Annotated in this window: 21 protein-coding genes; 14 read left to right on the top strand and 7 right to left on the bottom strand. The window is 71.6% G+C overall.

The window, feature by feature from the left end; genetic code table 11:
* Positions 1-159 precede the first annotated feature (159 nt).
* Positions 160-972, top strand: coding sequence for an FTR1 family protein (locus DK412_RS22650; RefSeq protein WP_109973790.1), 813 nt, complete (start codon positions 160-162; stop codon positions 970-972).
* 120 nt (positions 973-1,092) lie between these two features.
* On the top strand, positions 1,093-1,740 hold the full coding sequence (locus tag DK412_RS22645; protein ID WP_109973789.1) for a glutathione S-transferase N-terminal domain-containing protein: 648 nt from the start codon (positions 1,093-1,095) through the stop codon (positions 1,738-1,740).
* A gap of 85 nt (positions 1,741-1,825) precedes the next feature.
* On the opposite strand, the gene DK412_RS22640 is transcribed toward DK412_RS22645, so the two are convergent.
* A complete protein-coding gene (locus tag DK412_RS22640; RefSeq protein ID WP_109973788.1) occupies positions 1,826-2,374 on the bottom strand; it encodes a DUF924 family protein in 549 nt (182 codons plus the stop codon).
* A gap of 182 nt (positions 2,375-2,556) precedes the next feature.
* Here DK412_RS22640 and ilvC point away from each other — a divergent pair, with 182 nt between their 5' ends.
* Complete coding sequence (gene ilvC, locus DK412_RS22635) at positions 2,557-3,576, top strand: ketol-acid reductoisomerase (protein ID WP_109973787.1); 1,020 nt, start codon at positions 2,557-2,559, stop codon at positions 3,574-3,576.
* Positions 3,577-3,806: 230 nt separating this feature from the next.
* Here the strand turns inward: ilvC and DK412_RS30315 are convergent, their stop codons facing one another.
* Complete coding sequence (locus DK412_RS30315; RefSeq protein WP_162596277.1) at positions 3,807-3,986, bottom strand: hypothetical protein; 180 nt, start codon at positions 3,984-3,986, stop codon at positions 3,807-3,809.
* Positions 3,987-4,092: 106 nt separating this feature from the next.
* Here DK412_RS30315 and DK412_RS22630 point away from each other — a divergent pair, with 106 nt between their 5' ends.
* The 6 genes from DK412_RS22630 to DK412_RS30310 all read left to right on the top strand — a co-directional run bounded on the left by DK412_RS22630 (position 4,093) and on the right by DK412_RS30310 (position 9,267).
* Positions 4,093-5,496, top strand: coding sequence for an alpha/beta fold hydrolase (locus DK412_RS22630; protein ID WP_109973786.1), 1,404 nt, complete (start codon positions 4,093-4,095; stop codon positions 5,494-5,496).
* Positions 5,493-7,046 carry a GMC family oxidoreductase gene (locus DK412_RS22625; RefSeq protein ID WP_109973785.1) on the top strand — a complete coding sequence of 518 codons (1,554 nt, stop codon included), beginning with the start codon at positions 5,493-5,495 and terminating at the stop codon, positions 7,044-7,046. The genes DK412_RS22630 and DK412_RS22625 overlap by 4 nt, the downstream gene beginning before the upstream one ends.
* Entirely contained in the window at positions 7,043-7,921 is an 879-nt protein-coding gene (locus DK412_RS22620) for an SDR family oxidoreductase (RefSeq protein WP_109973784.1), read from the top strand. The genes DK412_RS22625 and DK412_RS22620 overlap by 4 nt, the downstream gene beginning before the upstream one ends.
* Before the next feature lie 185 nt (positions 7,922-8,106).
* Entirely contained in the window at positions 8,107-8,661 is a 555-nt protein-coding gene (gene dps, locus DK412_RS22615) for a DNA starvation/stationary phase protection protein Dps (protein WP_109975433.1), read from the top strand.
* A 199-nt stretch (positions 8,662-8,860) separates the two neighbouring features.
* Positions 8,861-9,121: a hypothetical protein gene (locus DK412_RS22610; protein WP_162596276.1), complete on the top strand. Its 261-nt coding sequence runs from the start codon at positions 8,861-8,863 to the stop codon at positions 9,119-9,121.
* A gap of 2 nt (positions 9,122-9,123) precedes the next feature.
* Positions 9,124-9,267 carry a hypothetical protein gene (locus DK412_RS30310; RefSeq protein WP_162596275.1) on the top strand — a complete coding sequence of 48 codons (144 nt, stop codon included), beginning with the start codon at positions 9,124-9,126 and terminating at the stop codon, positions 9,265-9,267.
* 8 nt (positions 9,268-9,275) lie between these two features.
* Here DK412_RS30310 and ilvN read toward each other — a convergent pair whose 3' ends face one another.
* The 5 genes from ilvN to DK412_RS22585 all read right to left on the bottom strand — a co-directional run bounded on the left by ilvN (position 9,276) and on the right by DK412_RS22585 (position 13,726).
* Entirely contained in the window at positions 9,276-9,818 is a 543-nt protein-coding gene (gene ilvN / locus DK412_RS22605; protein ID WP_093569123.1) for an acetolactate synthase small subunit, read from the bottom strand.
* 21 nt (positions 9,819-9,839) lie between these two features.
* Positions 9,840-11,618: an acetolactate synthase 3 large subunit gene (locus DK412_RS22600; protein ID WP_109973782.1), complete on the bottom strand. Its 1,779-nt coding sequence runs from the start codon at positions 11,616-11,618 to the stop codon at positions 9,840-9,842.
* 254 nt (positions 11,619-11,872) lie between these two features.
* Entirely contained in the window at positions 11,873-12,418 is a 546-nt protein-coding gene (locus DK412_RS22595; protein ID WP_109973781.1) for a biotin transporter BioY, read from the bottom strand.
* 28 nt (positions 12,419-12,446) lie between these two features.
* Positions 12,447-12,989, bottom strand: a complete 543-nt coding sequence (locus DK412_RS22590; protein WP_109973780.1) for an energy-coupling factor transporter transmembrane component T — start codon at positions 12,987-12,989, stop codon at positions 12,447-12,449.
* A 62-nt stretch (positions 12,990-13,051) separates the two neighbouring features.
* Positions 13,052-13,726 carry an ATP-binding cassette domain-containing protein gene (locus DK412_RS22585; protein WP_109973779.1) on the bottom strand — a complete coding sequence of 225 codons (675 nt, stop codon included), beginning with the start codon at positions 13,724-13,726 and terminating at the stop codon, positions 13,052-13,054.
* Positions 13,727-13,858: 132 nt separating this feature from the next.
* On the opposite strand from DK412_RS22585, the gene DK412_RS22580 reads away from it, so the two are divergent.
* The 5 genes from DK412_RS22580 to DK412_RS22560 are packed head-to-tail and all read left to right on the top strand — an operon-like array spanning position 13,859 to position 20,459.
* Entirely contained in the window at positions 13,859-14,350 is a 492-nt protein-coding gene (locus tag DK412_RS22580) for a chemotaxis protein CheW (RefSeq protein WP_109973778.1), read from the top strand.
* Positions 14,351-14,357: 7 nt separating this feature from the next.
* Positions 14,358-15,809, top strand: a complete 1,452-nt coding sequence (locus DK412_RS22575; protein WP_109973777.1) for a protein-glutamate O-methyltransferase CheR — start codon at positions 14,358-14,360, stop codon at positions 15,807-15,809.
* A complete protein-coding gene (locus tag DK412_RS22570) occupies positions 15,809-16,420 on the top strand; it encodes a chemotaxis protein CheW (RefSeq protein WP_109973776.1) in 612 nt (203 codons plus the stop codon). The genes DK412_RS22575 and DK412_RS22570 overlap by 1 nt, the downstream gene beginning before the upstream one ends.
* 31 nt (positions 16,421-16,451) lie before the next feature.
* Complete coding sequence (locus tag DK412_RS22565) at positions 16,452-18,128, top strand: methyl-accepting chemotaxis protein (RefSeq protein WP_245447181.1); 1,677 nt, start codon at positions 16,452-16,454, stop codon at positions 18,126-18,128.
* Positions 18,129-18,155: 27 nt separating this feature from the next.
* A complete protein-coding gene (locus DK412_RS22560; RefSeq protein WP_109973774.1) occupies positions 18,156-20,459 on the top strand; it encodes a response regulator in 2,304 nt (767 codons plus the stop codon).
* Positions 20,460-20,474: the final 15 nt, after the last annotated feature.

Genomic DNA, 20,474 nt, shown 5'->3' with positions numbered 1-20,474 from the left:
CATGAGGCCGAGATACAACAATTTTTACTTGTTATAAGTCAGTTTAGAATGATACGAAACAAGCCGTCGGGATTTGAAAGCCGGGTCGTCCTCGCCTAAGAGGGCGCCGACGGGGTGCAAACGCGCCCGACCGGACGACGCTTGAGCGAGGAGCCCCCCATGGCCGACGGATCCACCTTCGTGCAGGCCTTCACCATCCTGTTCCGCGAGGGGCTGGAGGCGCTGCTGGTGGTGGCGGCGCTCGCGGCGTTCCTGCGCCGGGCCGGGGCGGCGGAGCGCATCCGCCCGGTCTATGCCGGCGCCGGCCTCGCGGTGCTGGCGAGCTTCGGCATGGCCTGGGTGTTCGAGGCCTTCTTCGACGGCAACCACAACGACCTGATCGAGGCCGGCGTCATCCTGGTCGCCGCCGGGCTGATGTTCACGATGAGCGGCTGGCTCTTCCTGCGCCAGGATCCGGCGGCCTGGAAGGCCGAGATCAACCGCATGGCCGAGCGGGCGATGGGCGCCGGCACGCTCCTGTCGCTGGCCGGCATCGCCTTCCTGGCGGTGTTCCGCGAGGGCGCCGAGACGGTCCTGTTCCTGCACGCCCTCGCCCGCACCGCCGGCGGCTTCGACGTCTCGCTCCTGAGCGGGCTCGCGGTCGCCGTCGCCGCCCTCGCGGTGGTGTTCGTGGCGATGCAGTGGCTGGCGCTGCGCCTGCCCCTGCGGCCGGTCTTCCTGCTCACCTCGGCCTTCCTGTTCGTGATGGGCCTGCGGATGGTCGGCGCGGCGATCCAGGAATTCCAGGAGCAGGTGCTCGTGCCGGTGCACAATGACGGGGTGCCGGACCTCGTCACCGAGCTCGGCTTCAACGGCAGCTGGGAGGCCTTGAGCGTGCAGGGCGCGATCGTGCTCTGCGCCCTCGTCTGGCTCGTGATGCGCCGCGCCCGCCCGGCGGCCGGCGTGGCGGCGCGCCCGCAGGTTTCCGCCTGAGGCGGCCCCGGCCGGGGACCGGAGCCCGGGCGGTACCGCCCGGACCCGGCTTGGCGTAAGGGACGTAAGAGCGCCGCCCCGCACGGCTGAAGGCGCGGCGGCTCGCGCCGGGAGGCTCCCTTGTCCGACACCCTCACGCTCTACTACTCGCCGGGCGCCTGCTCGCTCGCGCCCCACATCGCCCTGGAGGAGACCGGTGCGCCGTTCGAGGCGGTGAAGGTCGATTTCGCCACCGCCGAGCAGCGCGGCGGGCGCTATCTCGCCATCAACCAGAAGGGCCGGGTGCCGGCGCTCGTCGAAGGCGAGTGGGTGCTGACCGAGAACCCGGCGATCCTGCGCTACATCGCCCGGCGGCACCCCCAGGCGGGCTTGTGGCCGGAGGACCCGCGCGAGGAGGCGCGGTGCGCCGAGTGGCTCGCCTGGATCTCCTCCACCATCCACCCGGCCTACGCCCATATCCGCCGGGCCGAGCGCTACGCCACCGATCCGGCGGCGATCGAGGACGTGAAGGCCAAGGGCCACGAGACCTGCGCCGATCTCTGGACGATGATCGAGGTCGGGCTGTCGCGCGGCGGCTGGGCTTTGGGCGAGCGTTACAGCGTCGCCGATCCCTACCTCCTGGTATTCTGGCACTGGGGCCGCGGCCAGGTGCTCGGCTACGACATGGCCCGGCAGTTCCCCTACTGGACCGACCACGCCCGCCGCATGGCCGAGCGCCCCGCCGTGCAGCGCGCCTTCGCCCGCGAGGGGCTGCCGCTGCCGGCTTAGTGCACCTCACGAAACTCCCGTCGCGCTGACGCTGCCACAGCCAGCGACAACGGCGATCGGGAGTTTTGTGAGAGACACTTAGACGTCAGCCCCGGAACGCGTCCTCGCCCGCCAGGTATTCCCGCTCGGCCGCCGTCTCGGGGCGGCCGAGCACCGCGTTGCGGTGGGGAAAGCGGCCGAAGCGGCGGATCAGGTCGCGGTGCTCGACCGCCGCCTCCCGGTGCACGGGCAAGCCGAGCGCGGTGAACAGCGCGACGCTGCGCTCCTGCAAGCCCGGATCCTCCGCATGGGTCAGGGGCATGTAGAGGAAGATGCGCAGGGCCGGCTCGATCGCCCGGTCGTGCCCGCGGGCGAGCGCGCGCTCGGCCGCCGCCAGCGCGAGCGCGTCGGTCGCGAAGGCCCGCGGCGTGCCGCGAAACAGGTTGCGCGGGATCTGGTCGAGGAGCAGCACGACGGCGAGCGCCCCCTCCGGCGTGGCCTCCCAGGCCGCGAGGTCGCCGCGCGCCGCCGCCTCGTGCAGGGGCCGGTAATCCCGGCAGGCGGCGTCGAAACCCGGATCGGCGGTGAACCAGCGGTCGAACCCGGCCTCGCGCCAGAATTCGATCAGTTCGGCGGGCGTCGCCCCTTGCGTCATGGCGGATCCCCTTGGCGCCGAAGCGGCGCCGTTCCGCGCATCGTGCCGGCCAGCCATGTGCGCTTCCGCGCGCATAGCCTATTCCCTGACGCGAATCACGCCGCTACAAGCCGCCCGTCGCACGGCCGCTCCAGCGCCCGGAGCGTTCGAGTTTCTCGCCATCTGCACAAGGGGGAGCCGCCATGCGGGTCTATTACGATCGTGATGCCGACATCAATCTGATCAAGGGCAAGAAGGTCGTCATCGTCGGCTACGGCAGCCAGGGCCACGCCCACGCGCTGAACTTGCGCGATTCGGGCGTGAAGGACGTGGTGATCGCGCTCCGCAAGGGCTCGGCCAGCGCCAAGAAGGCCGAGGCCGAGGGCTTCACGGTCAAGGAGGTCGCCGACGCCGCCAAGGACGCGGACGTCGTCATGATGCTGACCCCGGACGAGCTTCAGGGCGAGATCTACCGCGACTCGCTCCAGGCCAACATGAAGCAGGGCGCCGCCCTGCTGTTCGCCCACGGCCTCAACGTGCACTTCAACCTGATCGAGCCGCGCGCCGACCTCGACGTGCTGATGGTCGCTCCGAAGGGCCCCGGCCACACCGTGCGCTCGGAGTACCTGCGCGGCGGCGGCGTGCCGACCCTGATCGCCATCGCCCAGGACGCCTCCGGCAACGCCCACGACCTCGGCCTGTCCTACGCCTCCGCCAATGGCGGCGGCCGCGCCGGCATCATCGAGACCACCTTCAAGGAAGAGTGCGAGACCGACCTGTTCGGCGAGCAGGTCGTGCTCTGCGGCGGCCTCGTCGAGCTGATCAAGGCCGGCTTCGAGACCCTGGTCGAGGGCGGCTACGCCCCCGAGATGGCCTATTTCGAGTGCCTCCACGAGGTGAAGCTGATCGTCGACCTCATCTACGAGGGCGGCATCGCCAACATGAACTACTCGATCTCGAACACCGCCGAGTACGGCGAGTACGTGACCGGCCCGCGCATCATCACGCCCGAGACCAAGGCCGAGATGAAGCGCGTCCTGACCGACATCCAGAACGGCACCTTCACCCGCAACTGGATGCTGGAGAACAAGGTCAACCAGACCTCGTTCAAGGCCACCCGCGCCCGCAACGCCGCCCACCCGATCGAGGAGGTCGGCGAGCGCCTCCGCGGCATGATGCCGTGGATCAAGGAGAAGGCCCTGGTCGACAAGGCCAAGAACTAAGCGCGACACGCCGCGGCCGCCCCCGGGCAGGCCGCGGCCCATGGTGCGAACGCCGCGCGGCAGCCCCTGCCGCGCGGCGTTTCGCGTTCCGGAAGCCACCGGGAGGCCGAGTTGACCCGGCCGTCCGGCGTAGATCCGAGGCCCGCGCCCGCAGACTCGGCAAGGTCGATCGATTGCCCGCGAAGCTCTCGTGGCCCGCCGTTCAGGATACGTCCACGGCACCTACTTCGTCATTCGAGAAATTTAACATAGGTCAAATTCGCCGTCGGCCCCGCCGATGCTGCCAGCATCCGCCGATCGACGGCGCGCCGGGACCAGTTATCATCGCCGGTCCGGAATGATGATTGTCTGTCGAGGCAAGCCTTCGCGCCAGTCGCGACCTCCCCGATACCGTTCAGGAAGCCGTCCACCGGCCTGATCGTTGCGTCGACGACTCGACACATCATCCCGGGGTGCTGCAAGGCGCCGCGGGGAGGCCGCCGTTGACGCAGCGCAGCACCGCGCGATCTCGCCGGCATGATTGACCACCCCGTCCTCTTCTGCCTGCATTTCCTCGGAGGCAGCGCCCGCACGTGGCGCTCCCTCGCCGAGCAACTCGGGCCCACCCTGCGATGCGTCGCCGTCGACCTGCCGGGATTCGGCGACGAAGCCCATTTGCCGGGCGGCGACGTCGCCGCCATGGCCGACCACGTCGCGGCCCGCGTCCAGGGCGAGGCTCCGACCGGGCCCTGGCTGATCGCCGGCAACAGCATGGGGGCGAAGGTCGCCCTGGCGCTGGCGCGCCGCCACGAGGACGGCGATCCCGGGCTCAAGGGCCTCGCCGGCCTCGTGCTGCTGGCCGGCTCACCGCCCTCGCCCGAGCCGATGGCGGAGGAGCGCCGGCAGGCGATGATCGCCTGGATCGACGCCGACCCGGAGACGAGGCGGCGGGAGGCAGAAGGCTTCGTCACGGCCAATACCGGGGCGCCGCTGCGGCCTGAGGATCACGCCCGGACGGTCGAGGACGTGCTGCGGGCGAACCCCCAAGCCTGGAAGGCCTGGCTGACCGGCGGCGCCAACGAGGATTGGCGCGGGCGCATCGGCACGCTGTCCACCCCGGCGCTCGTGGTGAGCGGGGCCGAGGACGGCGATCTCGGGCCGGAGGCGCAGGCCGCCCTGACCCTGCCCCACCTCGCCCGCCACCGCCACGCGGTCGCGCCCGGTGCCGGTCACCTGCTGCCGCTGGAGCGGCCGGACGGCCTCGCGGCGCTGATCCGCGACTTCGTCGCGGCACCACCGCAAACCGCCGAGACCCCGGAACTGCCGCCGGCCTTCGCCGCGCTGATGAGTTCGGACCGGGTCAATTCCCGCCTGCGGGCGACGCTCCGCGCGCGGATGCGCGAGCCGGACGGCCCGTTCTGCCTGAGCCCCGAGGCGCGCGCGACGCTGACCGCCTGCCTCGACCGGGTGCTGCCGCAGGAGGGCGCGGGCAGGATCGATCTTGCCCGCCGCATCGACGCGCGGCTCGCCAGCGGCACCGGCGACGGCTGGCGCTACGCCTCCCTGCCGCCGGACCCGCAGGCCTACGCCCGGGCGCTCCGCACCCTCGACGCCGCCGCCCGCGCGACGCACGGCCGTCCCTTCGTCGCCCTCGACGGCGCGGACCAGGACGCGCTCCTCGACCGCGCCGCCTCGGGCCGCCTGCCGGCGACCTCCGACGGCATCGCCCCCGAACTGATGACCTGCTGGTTCGAGGAGCTGCGGGGCGAGGCGGTGCGCATCTGGCTCGCCCACCCGGCCGGCCTCGCGGCGATCGGCTTCACCGGGATCGGGGCGGGCGGCGACGAGGCCGAGTCCCTGCCGGGCTACCGCCAGACCGGCCTGAACGCGCGCGAGCCTTGGGAAGCCCCGATCCTTGAGACGACTGGAGACGTTCGATGAATCTCGCGGGGCAGCGCCGCTACGGCCACGACGAGGTCGTCGACGTCGTGGTGGTCGGAACCGGGGCGGGGGGCGCGCCGCTCCTCGCCGAACTCGCGGCGGCCGGCCTGAAGGTCATGGCGCTCGAGGCCGGACCGAACTTCGATCCGGCCGGATACGGCTTCGACGAGACCTTGGCGGATGAGATCTACTGGACCGAGGAGCGCCTGAGCGGCGGCTCGACCCCGGAGGCGTTCGGGGCCAACAACAGCGGCACCGGCATCGGCGGCTCGACCCTGCATTGGGGCGCCTTCGTGCCCCGGGCCGACCCGCGCGACTTCCGCCTCAACACCGAGACCGGCGAGGGCTGCGACTGGCCGATCGACCACGCCGATCTGGCGCCGTTCTACGATCGCGTCGAGCGGTTCATCGGCACGTCGGGCCCGACGCCCTATCCGTGGGACGAGGCCCGCCGCTTCCCGCTGCCGCCGGTTCTGCGCAACGGCCCGGCCCAGCTGATGGCCTCGGCCTGCGACCGGCTCGGCATCACCGCGACCGACGCGCCGGCGGCGGTGGTCTCGCGCGACTTCACGCCCGGCGCGGACGTGCCCGAGCGCAAGGCCTGCATCAATTGCGGCTATTGCCACCAGGGCTGCCGCACCCGCGCGAAGGCCAGCATGGACGTGACCTACCTGCCGCTGGCAGTCGCAAAGGGCGCCGAGATCCGCGCGGAGGCCCGGATGCACGGGGTCGAGCGCGACAAGGCCGGGCGGATCACCGCGGTGCTCTACCGCCACGGCGGCCGCGACCACCGCCAGCGTTGCGCCCACCTGATCCTGTGCGCCGGCGCCGTCGAGACGCCGCGGCTCCTGCTCCACCTCGATCTCGCCACCGGCAGCGGCCAGGTCGGCCGCAACTACATCGGCCACGTCGCCACGCAGGTCTGGGGCACCTTCGCCGACGAGGTCGGCATGAACCGCGGCTACCCGTCCTCGCTCATCACCGAGGACTATACCCGGCCGAAGGGGGTCGATTTCGCCGGCGGCTACCTGGTGCAGAGCCTCGGCGTCGAGCCTTTGACCTGGGCCAATTCCGTCGCCCGCGGCCGCGGCCTGTGGGGCAAGGCGCTGACCGACTACCTCAAGCAGTACAACCGCGTCGCCGGGATCGGCATCAACGGCGAGACGCTGCCCTGCGACGCGAACGTCCTGACCCTGTCGGACGAGACCGACGCGCTCGGGATGCGAAAGGCGCATGTCAGCTTCGGCTACGGCTCGAACGAGGACAAGCTCAACGTCCACGCCACCACGCTGATGCGCGAGATCTGGGAGGCGGCGGGCGCCCGCGACATCTGGGTGCTGGAACGCGTCGCCCACACGCTCGGCACCTGCCGGATGGGACGGAACCAGGACAGCTCCGTGGTCGATCCTCAAGGGCGGAGCCACGAGGTCGAGAACCTGTGGATCTGCGACGGGTCGGTCTTCCCGAGTTCGCTCGCGGCGAATCCGGCCCTGACCATCATGGCGTTGTCCCTGCGCACCGCCGGCGCATTCCTGAAGGGCACTCGATGAGCGACGATCCCCGCGAGGCCTATCCCCGGCCCCCCTTCCCCGGCGCGCAGCAGCAGCCGCGCCCCGGCCTCACCGGCCCGATGGATCCCCCGCCGGACCACGGCGAGGAGAGTTACGTCGGCAAGGGCCTCCTCACCGACAAGGTCGCGATCGTCACCGGGGGCGATTCCGGCATCGGCCGGGCGGTCGCGATCGCGTATGCCCGCGAGGGGGCCGATCTCGCGATCTCCTACCTCGCCTCCGAGGAGGAGGACGCGCAAGGAACGAAGGCCTGGGTCGAGAAGGCCGGCCGGCGCTGCCTCCTGATTCCGGGCGACCTGCGCGACGAGGCGCATTGCCGGGCGGTGGTGGAGAGGACCGCCGCCGCATTCGGCCGGATCGACATCCTGGTCAACAACGCCGCCGCGCAGGTGGTGAACGAGGGCCTCGACGACGTCACCGCCCACGACGTCGAGGGCTCGTTCCGCGCCAACGTCTTCGCGATGATCTACCTGGCGCAGGCCGCGGTGCCGCACATGCGTCCTGGCTCGGCGATCGTGAACTCGACGAGCCAGCAGGCCAAGGTCGCCGATGCCAGCATGCTGGTCTACGCCGCCACCAAGGGGGCGATCAGCACCCTCACGGTCGGGCTGTCGAACCTGCTGGCGCCGAAGGGCATCCGGGTCAACTGCGTCGCCCCCGGCCCGGTCTGGACGCCGATCCAGCCGATCGTGAAGTCGCCTGAGCAGATCGAGCGGCTCGGCGCCGACACGCCGCTCGGCCGCGCCGGCCAGCCGGCGGAGCTGGCCCCGGCCTACGTGCTGCTCGCCTCGCGGGAGGGCAGCTACATGACCGGCGCCCTGGTGCCGGTCACCGGCGGCCAGCCGATGCTCTGACGGTAGGGCAGGGTTTCGGGCGGCGGGGTGTCCGCCGGGGTACCCCGCCCTAGTCTCTTCACGAGCGGACGAGACGGACCCCTCTCCGGTCAGACGACCGGGGATGGCCACCAAAACCACGCCGCAGCACCGGAACGGCTGCCCCGCGGCCTCGTTGTTGCGGCAAATCCATGGAGTTGATCGACATGACGGATTCCCAGGGCAAGGCCGGCCAGCCGCGCCAGCACCGCACCCGCAACAACACCGACTCGAACGCCAAGCGCGTCTCGATCGAGACCCTGAACGCGCGCCTCGCCGACGGCATCGACCTCGCGCTCAACATCAAGCAGGCGCACTGGAACCTGAAGGGCCCGCAATTCATCGGCATCCACGAGATGCTCGACGGGTTCCGCACCGAGATCGACGACCTCAACGACAAGGTCGCGGAGCGGGCCGTGCAGCTCGGCGGCACGGCGCTCGGCACCGCCACGGTGGTCTCCGCCTCCTCGAAGCTGTCGCCCTACCCGACCGACATCTACGCCATCGCCGACCACCTCTCGGCCCTGATCGACCGCTACGCCGCCTACGCCAACGCCGTGCGCGAGAACATCGACCAGACCGACGAGGCCGGCGACCCGGACACGGCGGACCTGTTCACCGAGGTCTCCCGCGCTGTCGATAAGCAGCTGTGGTTCCTCGAGGCCCACGTTCAGGAGCCGACCGGCGCGCTGCGCGATGGCGACGGCAAGGGCGCGCGCTGAGGCGGGCGTTCGGGAGTCGGGACTCGCGATCGAGGGGGCCCCGACTCCGAATTCGACGACAGTTTTGCTCACGCTGAGGAATGGCAACACGGTTCGCCTCTCCCGCTATCGGGGGAGGCGCTTTCATTTGTGGGAAAGAGATATCGACGGCTGAGGGTCGTTCGGTTACGCTAGGTCATAAGGCGGTGAGGATCCCCGCGTGACCGTGGCAAAGCCCGATGAATCGGAAATCGCTGCGCGTCGCAAGCACGTGGCGAAGCGCCTGAACGAGCACGTCAAGCTGTTTGCAGCCTACGTCAATGCCATGGCGATCGCCGTCGCCGGCGCGGCGATCATCGTACCCTTGGTCAGCAATCCGGATGCGACCCTGGGCCGGACACACCTCTCTTGGTTCGCGGCCTCTCTCGCCTTACATTGTATCGGTCACGCGGTGATCCGACTGCTGCGCCGGGAGGAGTGACGATGCCCTGGGACGCCACCGTCGCGATGCTCAGCTTCGCCCTGTTCATTTCTGTGACGGGCCTCACCACCCTGAGTTTCGCCGTCTACCGCTTCGAGCGGAAATACGGGAAGGCAGGGCAGACCGGCGCCCCGCCCGCCGAGTAGCCGAAGCGTTACATCGCCTCCGGACCGCGCCCCATCGCGGCCACGCCCGTCCGCGACACCTCGACCAGCCCCACTGACGCCATCAGCTTGACGAAGCGGTCGATCTCGTCGGTCGTGCCGGTGAGCTCGAACACGAACGACGTCAGCGTTGCGTCGACCGTCCGGGCGCCGAAGGCGGCAGCCAGCCGCATCGCCTCGACCCGGTGCTCGCCCTTGCCGGCCACCTTCACCAGCGCCAGCTCCCGCTCCAGCGAATCGCCCTGAAGCGTCAGGTCCACCACCCGGTGCACCGGCACTAGGCGGTCGAGCTGCGCCTTGATCTGGTCGATCACCGCGTTGGTGCCCGTCGTCACGATGGTGATGCGGGAGATGTGCCGGGCGTGCTCGGTCTCCGAGACGGTCAGGCTCTCGATGTTGTAGCCGCGGCCGGAGAACAGCCCGGCGATGCGCGCGAGCACGCCGGGCTCGTTGTCGACGATGACCGCCAGGGTGTGGCGGTTCACCGGCTCGACGCGGACCGGATCGGGGTAGTGGGTGTTCATGGCGTTCATCGTCCTCAAACCCTCGCCCGGTCAGACCAGCATCTTGCCTTCGTCGGAGATCACGTCGCCCAGATCCGCCCCGGTCTCGCCGAGGTAGTCCGAGAGCAGCATCTCGTTATGCGCCTTGCCCGACGGGATCATTGGGAAGCAGTTCTCGGTCTTGTCGACGATGCAGTCGAAGACCACCGGGCCGTCATGGTCCAGCATCTCGGCGATCGCCGCGTCGAGGCTGCCGGGATCGGAGCAGCGGATGCCCTTGGCGCCGTAGGCCTCGGCCAGCTTGACGAAATCGGGCAGGCTCTCCGAATAGCTCTCGGAGTAGCGCGAGCCGTGCAGCAGCTGCTGCCACTGGCGCACCATGCCCATATACTCGTTGTTCAGGATGAAGATCTTGACCGGCAGGCGATACTGCGCGGCGGTCGACAGCTCCTGGATGTTCATCTGGATCGAGGCTTCGCCGGCGATGTCGATCACCAGGGCGCCGCGATGGGCGAGCTGGGCGCCGATCGCCGCCGGCAGGCCGTAGCCCATGGTGCCGAGGCCTCCCGAGGTCATCCAGCGGTTCGGCTCGTCGAACTTGTAGTACTGCGCCGCCCACATCTGGTGCTGGCCGACCTCCGTCGTGACGTAGGTCTCACGGTCCTTGGTGGCCTCGTAGAGGCGCTGGACCGCGTATTGCGGCTTGATGGTGGTGCCCGACGGCCAGTAGCCGAGGCATTCGCGCGCCTTCCAGCCGCGGATCTTCGACAGCCACTCGGTCAGGCGGCCCTTGTCGGGCTCCGGCGTCACCGCCCGCCACTCCCGCAGCATGTCGCCGAGCACCGAGGCGCAGTCGCCGACGATGCCGATATCGGCCTTGACGGTCTTGTTGATCGACGAGGCGTCGATGTCGACGTGGATCTTCTTGGAGAAGGGCGAGAAGGCGTCGAGCCGGCCGGTGATGCGGTCGTCGAAGCGCGCGCCGATGCAGACCATGACGTCGCATTCGTGCATCGCGAGGTTCGCCTCGTAGGTCCCGTGCATGCCGAGCATGCCGAGGAACTGCGGGTCCGAGCCCGGAAAGGCGCCCAAGCCCATCAGCGTCGAGGTGACCGGGAAGCCGGTGGCCCGGGCGAGGTCGCGCAGCAGCTGCGAGGCCTCCGGCCCCGCATTGATGACGCCGCCGCCGGTATAGAAGACCGGCCGGCGCGCGCCCGCCATCAGCGCCACCGCGGCGCGGATCTTGTCCGGATCGCCCTGCGTCTGCGGGTTGTAGGTCTTATGGCTGTTGTCGACCGGGCGGCGGTAGACGCCGCTGGCGAACTGGATGTCCTTCGGCAGGTCGATGACCACCGGGCCGGGCCGGCCGTGCGAGGCGACGTAGAACGCCTCGTGCAGGATGCGCGGCAGGTCCTCGATCGATTTGACGAGGTAATTGTGCTTGGTGCAGCTGCGGGTGATGCCGACCGTGTCGCATTCCTGGAACGCGTCGGAGCCGATCAGGTGGGTCGGCACCTGGCCGGTGATGCAGACGAGCGGGATCGAATCGAGCAGCGCGTCCGTCAGCCCGGTGACGATGTTGGTGGCACCCGGCCCCGAGGTGACCAGCACGCAGCCGACCTTGCCCGACGAGCGGGCATAGCCCTCGGCCGCGTGCACCGCGCCCTGCTCGTGCCGGACCAGGATGTGCTTCACCGTGTCCTGATGGAAGAGCGCGTCGTAGATCGGCAGCACCGCGCCGCCCGGATAGCCGAACAGGGTGTCGACCCCCTGATCCTGAAACGCCCGGATCACCATCTCGGCGCCCGTCATGACCTCGCCCGCACTCATCGCCGCGCTCCGTTCCTTGGTCTCGTCCGCGCTCTCGGGTCCGTTTTACGCAACAAAAAAGGGCCCCGAAGGACCCTTGCATGCGCCACCCTTGGGATGCCGAGCTGTCAAGCTCGCCCCGTCGGTGGCGCCTCCGCTACAATAAGGACCGTACGCATGCTGTGAGAAAGCCTGCCCTTGAGAGAGTGGCGCGGACCCTACGCCGCTGGCCCGGCAGGGTCAACCGATTTCGGGGCGCGCGTCAGGCATTCGGATCAGCGCGGGGTCAGCGTCGGATAGGCCCGCCGCACGGCGCGGGCGATCGCGAGGGCGAGGACGACCTTCACGGCGTCGCCGGGCAGGAACCAGGCCGAGCCGATCGCCGCCTTCGCGAGATCGACCCGGGCGACCGCGGCGATCCATGGGATGCCGACCGCGTAGGTCAGCACCACCCCGCCGAGGACGAGGATCAGCGCCTCCTTCCAGATCGTGAGGCTTCTGACGCTTCGCTCGACCAGGAACCCGATGACGAGGGCGGCGACCGGCCACATCAGCACGAAGCCGCCGCCCGGCCCCATGACGATGCCGAGCCCGCCCCGCCCGCCGGCCATCAGCGGCAGCCCGGCGCAGACGAGGAGCACGAAGAGAGCCAGGGCCGCGCCGCCGCGCTTGGCGCCCGCGATGGCGCCGGCGAGCATCACCCCCATCGACTGCGCGGTGATCGGCACGCCGATCACCGGCAGGGTCACGGGCGGAAACAGCCCGAGGGCGGCGGTGAGGGCGGCAAAGAGCGCGACGAAGACGATGTCACGGGTCGACATGGGGGTCCTTGGATCGAGAGGGATTGTGTCAGCGGCCGGCTTGGTCCGGATCATACGACCGCGCATCGATCGCCGCCGCGATGTCGTCGCTCATCTTGAGCATCCGCACGACGACCGGCACCGTCAGCGCCACGAGGCTGCGCTCCAGCCCCCGGGCGCGCTGCGCCTCGCGCACCTCGGCGGTGATGGCGGCCAGCACCGGGATGAAGCGCAGGGTGAGCGCGATGGCGAGACCGGCCTTGGCGGGATCGACCCCGAGGGGCCTAAGCCAGCCGAGCCCCCGTTGCAGCGCCTCGATCAGGTCGGCGCTGCGGGTCGTGAGCGTCACGAGGCCGGCGAGTAGTACCAGGCTCGCCAGACGGACGGCCACCAGCAGGCCGGCGAGCCAGCCGTCGAGGGCGAGCTGGACCAGGACCAGCACGGCGAGGATCCAGGCGAGCGGCCGCAGCTGCGCCAGCACCAGGGGGCCTGAGATACCGGCGAGCCGGTAGAGCAGCCCCGTGGCAGCCAGCCCCGCGAGGGCGAGATCGAGCCGCGGCAGCGCGAACAGGACCGTGCCGGCCACGATCATCGCGACAATCTTCGCCCCCGCCGGGCAACGGTGGACCGGGCTCCCGCCCGGAACATACGGGGTCACGACATCATCGCGACGTAGGCCGGAAGCGCCACGGACGGCGTGTCGTCGATGACGACGCGGCCGTCCTCGAACACCAGCACCCGGTCGAAATGCTCGAGGAAGGCGAGGTCGTGCGAGACCACGACCGCGCGCTGCGCCAGCCCGTCGATGGCCTCGGCAATCCGGCGCTTGTTGCGCAGGTCGAGCAAGGTGGTCGGCTCGTCGAACACGATGACGTCGGGCGCCATCGCCAGCACGCCCGCGATGGCGAGCAACTGCTTCTGGCCGCCGCTGAGCAGATGGGCCGGGTGATCGCGCAAGTCCTGCAGATCGTAGCGGCGCAGGGCCTCCTCGGTGCGCCGGGCGATCTCGTCCTTGGGCAGACCGATGTTCTTCAGTCCGAAGGCGAGGTCCTCGGCCACCACCGGCAGCACGATCTGGTTGTCGGGGTTCTGGAACACGAAGCCGACCTTGCGGCGCACCGCCTTGCCGTCGCGGCGCGTGTCGAGCCCGTCGACCCGCACCGTGCCCTGGCTCGGCACCAGGAGGCCGTTCAGGAGGCGCGCGAAGGTGCTCTTGCCGCTGCCGTTGCCGCCCACCACCGCGATCCGCCGCTCCGTCAGGTCGAGGGTAAGGTCGCGCAGAACCGTGCGCTCCCCGAAGGCATGGCCGACATGCCGGATCTCGATCATCGACGGGTCCGCTCCTCTCGCGCCGGGCGGCGCCTCATAGCACCTCCGGCCGGGGCCGACAGGGCGGTTTGGAAACTTCCCCCGCCTCCCCTATCTCAGGCTCGGGCGTACGGGCCCGCGGGGGTGCACGGGATGACGACCGGGACGGCCTACCTCTTGGTCGCGATCGCCGGAACCGGCTGCGCCCTGCCGCAGCGAGCGGTGCGCGAGATCCTGCCCCTGCCCCGCCTGTGGCGCCCGCCGGGGGCGCCCGGCGCGCTCGCGGGCTTCCTCAATCTCGCCGGTTCCGCCGTGCCGGTCCTCGACCTCGCGGTCCTGTTCGGCCTCGGCCGGCCGGTTACGGCGCAGGCAGCTCTCTACCGCCACCTCGTCCTCCTCCACGGCGAGGCGCCGCTCGCCCTGCTCGTCGACCGGGTCGCGGATGTCGTGCGGGTCGAGGCCGGCCAGGTCCGGCCGGTCGCCGACGAAGCCACCCTCAACGGCTGCGTCGCCGCCGAGATCCGCCTCGGGGACACGCTGGTGCACGGCCTCGCCATCGACCGGATCCTCCTCGCCGAGGAGCGCGAGCGGCTGGCGGCGCGGACCCGGGAGGCGCAGGCGCGGCTCGCCGAGTGGGCGGCCTGAGCCGGAGATGCGCAACGCGCGGGGCGCCGCCCCCCTCGGCGATCCGGCCTTCGCGGCCCTGAAGGCGCGGCTCGTCGCCCGCACCGGCCATCATTACTACGCCGACAAGGACGACCTCCTGTGGGAGCGCGTCGGCCGGCGCATGCGCGCCCGGGGCGTGCCCGATCCCGCCGGTTACCTGCTGCTGCTGGAGGAGTCGGAGGCCGAGTGGGCGGCCCTCGAGGCCGAGATCACCATCGGGGAGACGTTCTTCTTCCGCTACGCCGAGCAGTTCGCGGCCCTGCGCGGCACGATCCTGCCCGAACGCATCGCCGCGCGGGGCGAGGAGCGGCGCCTGCGGATCTGGAGCGCCGGCTGCTCCACCGGCCCGGAGACCCACTCGGTCGGGATCGTGCTGCACGAACTGCTCGGCGACCGGCTGCCCGACTGGCGCATCGGGCTCACCGGCACCGACATCAACCGCGACGTGCTGGCGGTGGCGCGGCGCGCGGTCTACGGCGCCTGGGCCCTGCGCACGCTCGGGGCGGAGGAGCGCGCGCGCTACTTCCGGCCCGGCCCGCGGGAGGGCACCTTCGCGCTGCGCCCCGAGTTCCGCGGGCTCGCCCGGTTCGAGCCGCAGAACCTGATGAGCCTGCTCGACGGCACCGCCTCCCTGGCGCTGACCGATTACGACCTCATCCTGTGCCGCAACGTCCTGATCTACTTCCACCCGGACGTGGTCCAGGCCCTGGTGCGGGCGCTGGCCCAGCGCCTGCGGCCCGGCGGCTGGCTGCTGCTGGGACATGCCGAGCCGAACCCGGCCTTCGCGGAATTCCTGGAGCCCGTCTCCCTGCCCGGCACCGCCGCCTATCGCCGGCCGGACGACGGCGAGATGCCGGACTTCGCCTCGGCTCAAGGGCTGGTGCGAGGGCTGGTCCCAGGACTGGCGGAGCCGGTTCCGGACTGGGTGCCGCTCCTGCCCCCGGCCCTGCCGACGCCGGAGACGCCCCTCGCCTCCGAAACAGTTGCCTGCAAGACGCCCCCACCCCGGCCGGTCACGACAAAGCCCGCGCCGATCGCGAGCGACAGCCCCCTCGCCACCGTCCGGGCGCTCGCCGATGCGGGCGACCTCGAGGCGAGCTGGCGGGCCTGCCGGGCGGCGCTCGGGCAAGACCCGACCGATCCGCGTCTGCGCTACTACGAGGGCCTGCTCGCCCGTGCCCGGGCCCGGCCGGACGAGGCGGAGCGCGCCTTTCGCGGCGCGCTGTACCTCGATAAAGAGTTCGTCATGGCGCATTACCACCTCGGGTTGACCCTGATCGCCGCCGGCCGCGCCGAGGCCGGCCGCCGCGCCGTGGCCAACGCCCTGCGGCTCGCCGCGCGGCTGCCGGCCGGGGCGGAGCTGCCCGAGGGCGACGGGCTCACCGCCGCCGACTTGTCCGGCGCCGCCCTGCCGTTCCTCGGCGGCGAGGCCGCCTGATGCCGCAATCGACGACCTCCGCCGCGGTTCAAGCCGGGCCGGTCCTGCCCGGCGAGGCTGCGCTTGGCGCCGCCCGGATCGAGGAGATCCTGGAGGCCCGCACCCGCAACCTCGCCGCCCGCGGCACGGCGCCGGAGGCGCGGCCCACGCGCGCCCTGCTCGTCTGCCGCGCCGGCTCCGAGACGGTCGGCCTGCCGCTGGAGAGCGTCGCCGAGGTGTTTCCGTTCCGGCCCTGCACGCCGGTGCCGGGAGCGCCCGCCGCGCTCGTCGGCCTCACCGGGCGGGGCGGGGCCCTCGTCAGCGTGGTCGATCTCGCGATGGCGCTCGGCGCTGCGCCGGCGGCCCCGGAGGGGATCACCGGCCACGTCGTGACCCTGCGCCGCGACGGGCCGCGGATCGGCCTCCTGGTCGAGCGCGTCCTGTCCGTGGCCGAGGCCGTGGTCGAGAGCGTGACGGAACCCGGGGGCCTGGGCAGGCGGGCGGTGGCGGGCTATGCCCGCGCCGCGTCGCAGGCGTCCCGTCCGGAAGCGGACGGGTCCGGTTTCGCGGTGCTCGATCTGCCGTCTCTCCTGGCGCCGCTCCTCGCGGCCGGCCGTCCCGGACCGGTCTGACTCAAGTCTCCAGCCAAAGAGAACCCCACGCGTGTCGCTCTCGATCGGGAACCGCATCCTCCTCGGCTTCGCCGCCGTCGTCCTGGTGATCGTGGCGCTCGGCGTCTACGCGGTCGGGCAGATCGGCGAGGTGCGCAACGCCACCGACATCATCGTCACCCGCGACCTGACGGTGATGCACCAGCTGGAGAACATCCGCGAGGCGCAGCGCCGGATGAGCGACCTGCGCGACGAGGCGACCACCCGCTACTACCTGCGCACGCTCGGCCGCGAGCCGACGGCCAAGGAGGAGCCGACGGTGACCTGGCGGCGCAACGCCGCCGCCGCCGAGACCGCGATCGCCGGCGCCATCACCACCGCCAACGACTACCGCGCCCAGTCGCTCTCGCCCGACCGCGCCGCCGCCTGGCAGCGCATCGCCGAGTTGCTCGTCACCGCTGGAGCCGAGTTGCGCACCACCCGCACCGCCACCGAGCGCCAGTTCGAGGCGATCAACGCCAACGACGTGCCGGGCATCCAGGCGGCCGAGACCGCCCTCGACCAGTCGGGCGAGAGCTTCGTGCGCACCATGGGGGCAGCCCGCGAGGCCCTCGACGGTGCCATCGCGGCCGGCCAGCGCCGGGTCGGCGCGATCTACGAGGAGAGCCGGCTGTCGACCATCGCGGCGCTCGTGGTCTGCGTCGTGATGGCCCTCGTCATCACGGTGCTGATCCGCCGCTCGGTGGTGCAGCCCCTCGACGCGGTGATGGCCTTCGTCGGCAAGGTCGGGAGCGGCGACCTCACCGGGCGGATCGCCGACACCCGCCGCGACGAGCTCGGCCGCTTGGGGGGCGTGCTCAACCAGATGGTCGAGGGCCTGCGCCAGCTGGCGAGCCAGAACCGCGCCTCGACCTCGAACCTCAATGCGGCGGCGGCCGAGATCCGCGCCTCGGCCCAGGAGCAGGCCGCGAGCGTCGAGGAGCAGTTCGCCGCCGTGCAGGAGACCGCCGCCACCGTCGACGAGATCACCCATGCCGGCGCCCAGATCGGCAAGCGCGCGCAGGAGGTGATCGCCACGGCGCAAGCCACCGCCCAGACCTCGAGCGCCGGTCTTCGCGCCGTCGACGAGACGGCCCGTGCCATGGACGCGATCCGCGAGCAGAGCGAGGCGGTGGCCGAGAACATCGTGGCGCTCAGCGAGAAGACGCAGGCCATCGGCGAGATCATCGCCACGGTCAACGACGTCTCCGAGCGCACGCACCTGCTGGCGCTCAACGCCGCCATCGAGGCGGCGGCGGCGGGCGAGAGCGGGCGCAGCTTCGCGGTGGTGGCCTCCGAGATGAAGGCGCTCGCCGACCAGGCCAAGGAGGCGACCGCCCAGGTCCGCGCCATCCTCGGCGACATCCAGCGCGGCATCAACGCCTCGGTGATGCTGACGGAGGAGGCGGTCAAGCGCGTGGCGGTCGGCAAGGAGCGCACCGACACCACCCACGCGACGATCGAGGAGATCACCGCCCGGGTGCAGGAGAGCGTGCAGACCTTCCAGCAGATCGTCGCCTCGACCAACCAGCAGCAGCTCGGCATCGAGCAGGTGATGGGCGCGCTCCAGAACATCCGCCAGGCGAGCCAGCAGACCGCCGCCGGCACCCGCCAGGTCGAGGCCGCCGCCGCCAACCTGAGCGAGCTCGCCAGCGCCCTCCTGGCGCTCGCCGAGCGCTACCGGCTCTGACGGACTCGAAAGCGCGTTCAAGCTCCGATGGACGACATCCGCCAGCTCCTCCTCGCGGCCTTCGACGCCGAGCATCGCGAGCACCTCGCGGCGATCCGGGCGGCGCTCGCCGAGGCCGAGGCGGGCCGGCCGGCCGACTGGAACGACGTCTTTCGCCGCGCCCACAGCCTGAAAGGAGCGGCCCGCGCCGTCGACCTGCCGGCGGTGGAGGAGGTCGCCCACCGGCTGGAAGCCCTGTTCGACCGGGTGGTGCAGGGCCGCACCGGCCTCGACCGGAGGACCGCCGGCGTGGTCGATCTCGCCCTCGACCGGATCGAGGGACTGGTCGCCGGCCTCGCTGGCACGCCCGAGCCGGCCGCCCCCGCGGACGCCATCGCGGCCCTGGATGCCTGCCTGTCCGGCGCGCCGATCCCGGAGGCCAAGCCGGACGCCAAACCCGACAGCGAGCCGGAGATCGGGCCGGAATCCGGGCCCGGACCGGCGGCCGAACGGCTCCCCGACCCCGCGCCGCCGACGCATCAGGACCACGCCGTCGCGTACCTGCGCATCGCCAGCGACCAGGTCGAGAGCCTGTCGAAGGCGGTGCACGACCTCACCGCCGTGCTCCAGGGACAGGAGGCGATCGGAGGCGCGGTTGCGGGCCTCGAATCCGGGGCGCGCAGCTTGCGCCGCAGCGTCGATACGGTGCAGGGCCGCACCGGCGAGATGGTGGCGCTCGCCCGCCGCCTGCGCGAGGCCGGCGATCCGGCCGGCATCGCCCTCGACGGCTTCGTCGACCGGGTGCGTCGCCTCGACGGCGACCTGAGGAGCGTGATCCGCGGCATCTCGGGCCTTGCCCGGGTGCAGAGCCGCAGCACGGGCGCGGTCGACACGGCACTCCGGCGCCTGCGCGACGACGCCGACCGGTTGCTGCTCGTCCCGGCCGAGACGGTGTTCGGCGGCTATGGCCGGATGGTGCGGGAGATCGCCCGCGAGGCCGGATTGGCCGTGGAGGTGCGGCTCCACGGCCTCGACCTCCAGGTCGACCGCGGCCTGCTCCAGGCCCTCAAGGACCCGGTCCTGCACGCCCTGCGCAACACGATCAGCCACGGCGCCGAGAGCCCCGAAGCGCGCCGGGAGGCGGGCAAGCCCGAAGCCCTGTCGGTCACTCTCTCGGTCGCCTCGAAGGGCTCGCAGCTCGTCGTGACGGTCCGCGACGACGGCCGCGGGCCGGACCTCGCCCGCATCCTCGAGACCGGGCGGCGCCAGGGCCTGGTGCCGCCCGGGCCCGATCCCGGCCGGGACGAGGTCCTGGACCTCGTCTTCGCCCCGGGCTTCTCGACCGCGACGGCCGTCGACCGGATCGCCGGGCGCGGCATGGGCCTGTCGGTGGTGGCGGAGGCCGCGCGCACCTTGCGCGGCCGGGCCTCCTTACGGCCGGCCGAGCCCCACGGCACCGAGGTGACCATCACCGTGCCGCTCTCCGCCGCCCGCCAGCCGGTGCTGCTCGTCGAGGCGGCGTTGCGGCCGGGCGAGGCGCCGCAGACCTTCGGCCTGCCGAGCGGCGCGATCGCCGGGCTCCTGCGCCTGACGGAGCGCGACCTCGCGTCCGTGGCGGGCGAGCCGGCGGCACGGATCAAGCAGGGGGGACGGGACGTTGTCGTGCCGCTCGTTCCCCTCGCGTCGCTTCTCGGATCCGGTGTTGCCCCCCTTCCCCTCCGCGACGGCCTCGTCCGCGCCGTTCTCCTGCGCTGCGGCCCCTCGCTTTGCGCGGTCGCCGTCGACCGGCTGCTCGATGTGCGCGTCCTCCTCGTCGGCCCGGCCCCGCCCTTCGGCGGCGACTCCGCGCTGATGTCCGGCACCGTCATGCTCGCCGACGAGACCCCCGCCCTGGTGCTCGACCCCGAGGGCCTCTGCGTCCGCGCCCGCACCGGCGGGCTGGTGGCGGCCCCGGTCGCGGCACCGGAGCGCCGGGCGACGCGCGTGCCGACCGTGCTGGTGGTCGACGATTCGATCACCACCCGCACGCTGGAGAAGAGCATTCTTGAGGCGCACGGCTACCGGGTCTTCGTCTGCGTCGACGGCCAGGACGCCCTCGACCGCCTGCGCCGCGACGGGGCCGATGTCGACCTCGTGGTGGCCGACGTCGAGATGCCGCGCCTCGACGGGTTCGGCCTGCTCCAGGCGGTGAAGGCCGATCCGGGCTTGACGCGGCTGCCGGTGATCCTGATGACCTCCCGCGGCGATCCCGCCGACATCCGCCGGGGCCTCGATCTCGGGGCCGACGCCTACATCACCAAGCAGAAGTTCGACCAGCGCGAGCTTCTCGACACGATCGGTCAGCTGCTGTGAGCACCCCCGTCCGCG

The sequence above is a fragment of the Methylobacterium sp. 17Sr1-1 genome (assembly GCF_003173775.1).
Lineage (GTDB): Bacteria > Pseudomonadota > Alphaproteobacteria > Rhizobiales > Beijerinckiaceae > Methylobacterium.
This window is presented reverse-complemented; position numbering and strand designations above follow the sequence as displayed.

What these genes read in the sequence shown, in the direction of transcription:
- DK412_RS22625 (WP_109973785.1), top strand. Translation starts at nt 5,493, where the DNA reads ATGAATCTCGCGGGGCAGCGCCGCTACGGCCACGACGAGGTCGTCGAC.
- DK412_RS22570 (WP_109973776.1), top strand. Translation starts at nt 15,809, where the DNA reads ATGCCGCAATCGACGACCTCCGCCGCGGTTCAAGCCGGGCCGGTCCTG.
- ilvC (WP_109973787.1), top strand. Translation starts at nt 2,557, where the DNA reads ATGCGGGTCTATTACGATCGTGATGCCGACATCAATCTGATCAAGGGC.
- DK412_RS30310 (WP_162596275.1), top strand. Translation starts at nt 9,124, where the DNA reads ATGCCCTGGGACGCCACCGTCGCGATGCTCAGCTTCGCCCTGTTCATT.
- dps (WP_109975433.1), top strand. Translation starts at nt 8,107, where the DNA reads ATGACGGATTCCCAGGGCAAGGCCGGCCAGCCGCGCCAGCACCGCACC.
- DK412_RS22640 (WP_109973788.1), bottom strand. Translation starts at nt 2,374, where the DNA reads ATGACGCAAGGGGCGACGCCCGCCGAACTGATCGAATTCTGGCGCGAG.
- DK412_RS22595 (WP_109973781.1), bottom strand. Translation starts at nt 12,418, where the DNA reads ATGTCGACCCGTGACATCGTCTTCGTCGCGCTCTTTGCCGCCCTCACC.
- DK412_RS22650 (WP_109973790.1), top strand. Translation starts at nt 160, where the DNA reads ATGGCCGACGGATCCACCTTCGTGCAGGCCTTCACCATCCTGTTCCGC.
- DK412_RS22560 (WP_109973774.1), top strand. Translation starts at nt 18,156, where the DNA reads ATGGACGACATCCGCCAGCTCCTCCTCGCGGCCTTCGACGCCGAGCAT.
- DK412_RS22590 (WP_109973780.1), bottom strand. Translation starts at nt 12,989, where the DNA reads ATGATCGTGGCCGGCACGGTCCTGTTCGCGCTGCCGCGGCTCGATCTC.
- ilvN (WP_093569123.1), bottom strand. Translation starts at nt 9,818, where the DNA reads ATGAACGCCATGAACACCCACTACCCCGATCCGGTCCGCGTCGAGCCG.
- DK412_RS22575 (WP_109973777.1), top strand. Translation starts at nt 14,358, where the DNA reads ATGCGCAACGCGCGGGGCGCCGCCCCCCTCGGCGATCCGGCCTTCGCG.
- DK412_RS22585 (WP_109973779.1), bottom strand. Translation starts at nt 13,726, where the DNA reads ATGATCGAGATCCGGCATGTCGGCCATGCCTTCGGGGAGCGCACGGTT.
- DK412_RS22620 (WP_109973784.1), top strand. Translation starts at nt 7,043, where the DNA reads ATGAGCGACGATCCCCGCGAGGCCTATCCCCGGCCCCCCTTCCCCGGC.
- DK412_RS22580 (WP_109973778.1), top strand. Translation starts at nt 13,859, where the DNA reads ATGACGACCGGGACGGCCTACCTCTTGGTCGCGATCGCCGGAACCGGC.
- DK412_RS22630 (WP_109973786.1), top strand. Translation starts at nt 4,093, where the DNA reads ATGATTGACCACCCCGTCCTCTTCTGCCTGCATTTCCTCGGAGGCAGC.
- DK412_RS22600 (WP_109973782.1), bottom strand. Translation starts at nt 11,618, where the DNA reads ATGAGTGCGGGCGAGGTCATGACGGGCGCCGAGATGGTGATCCGGGCG.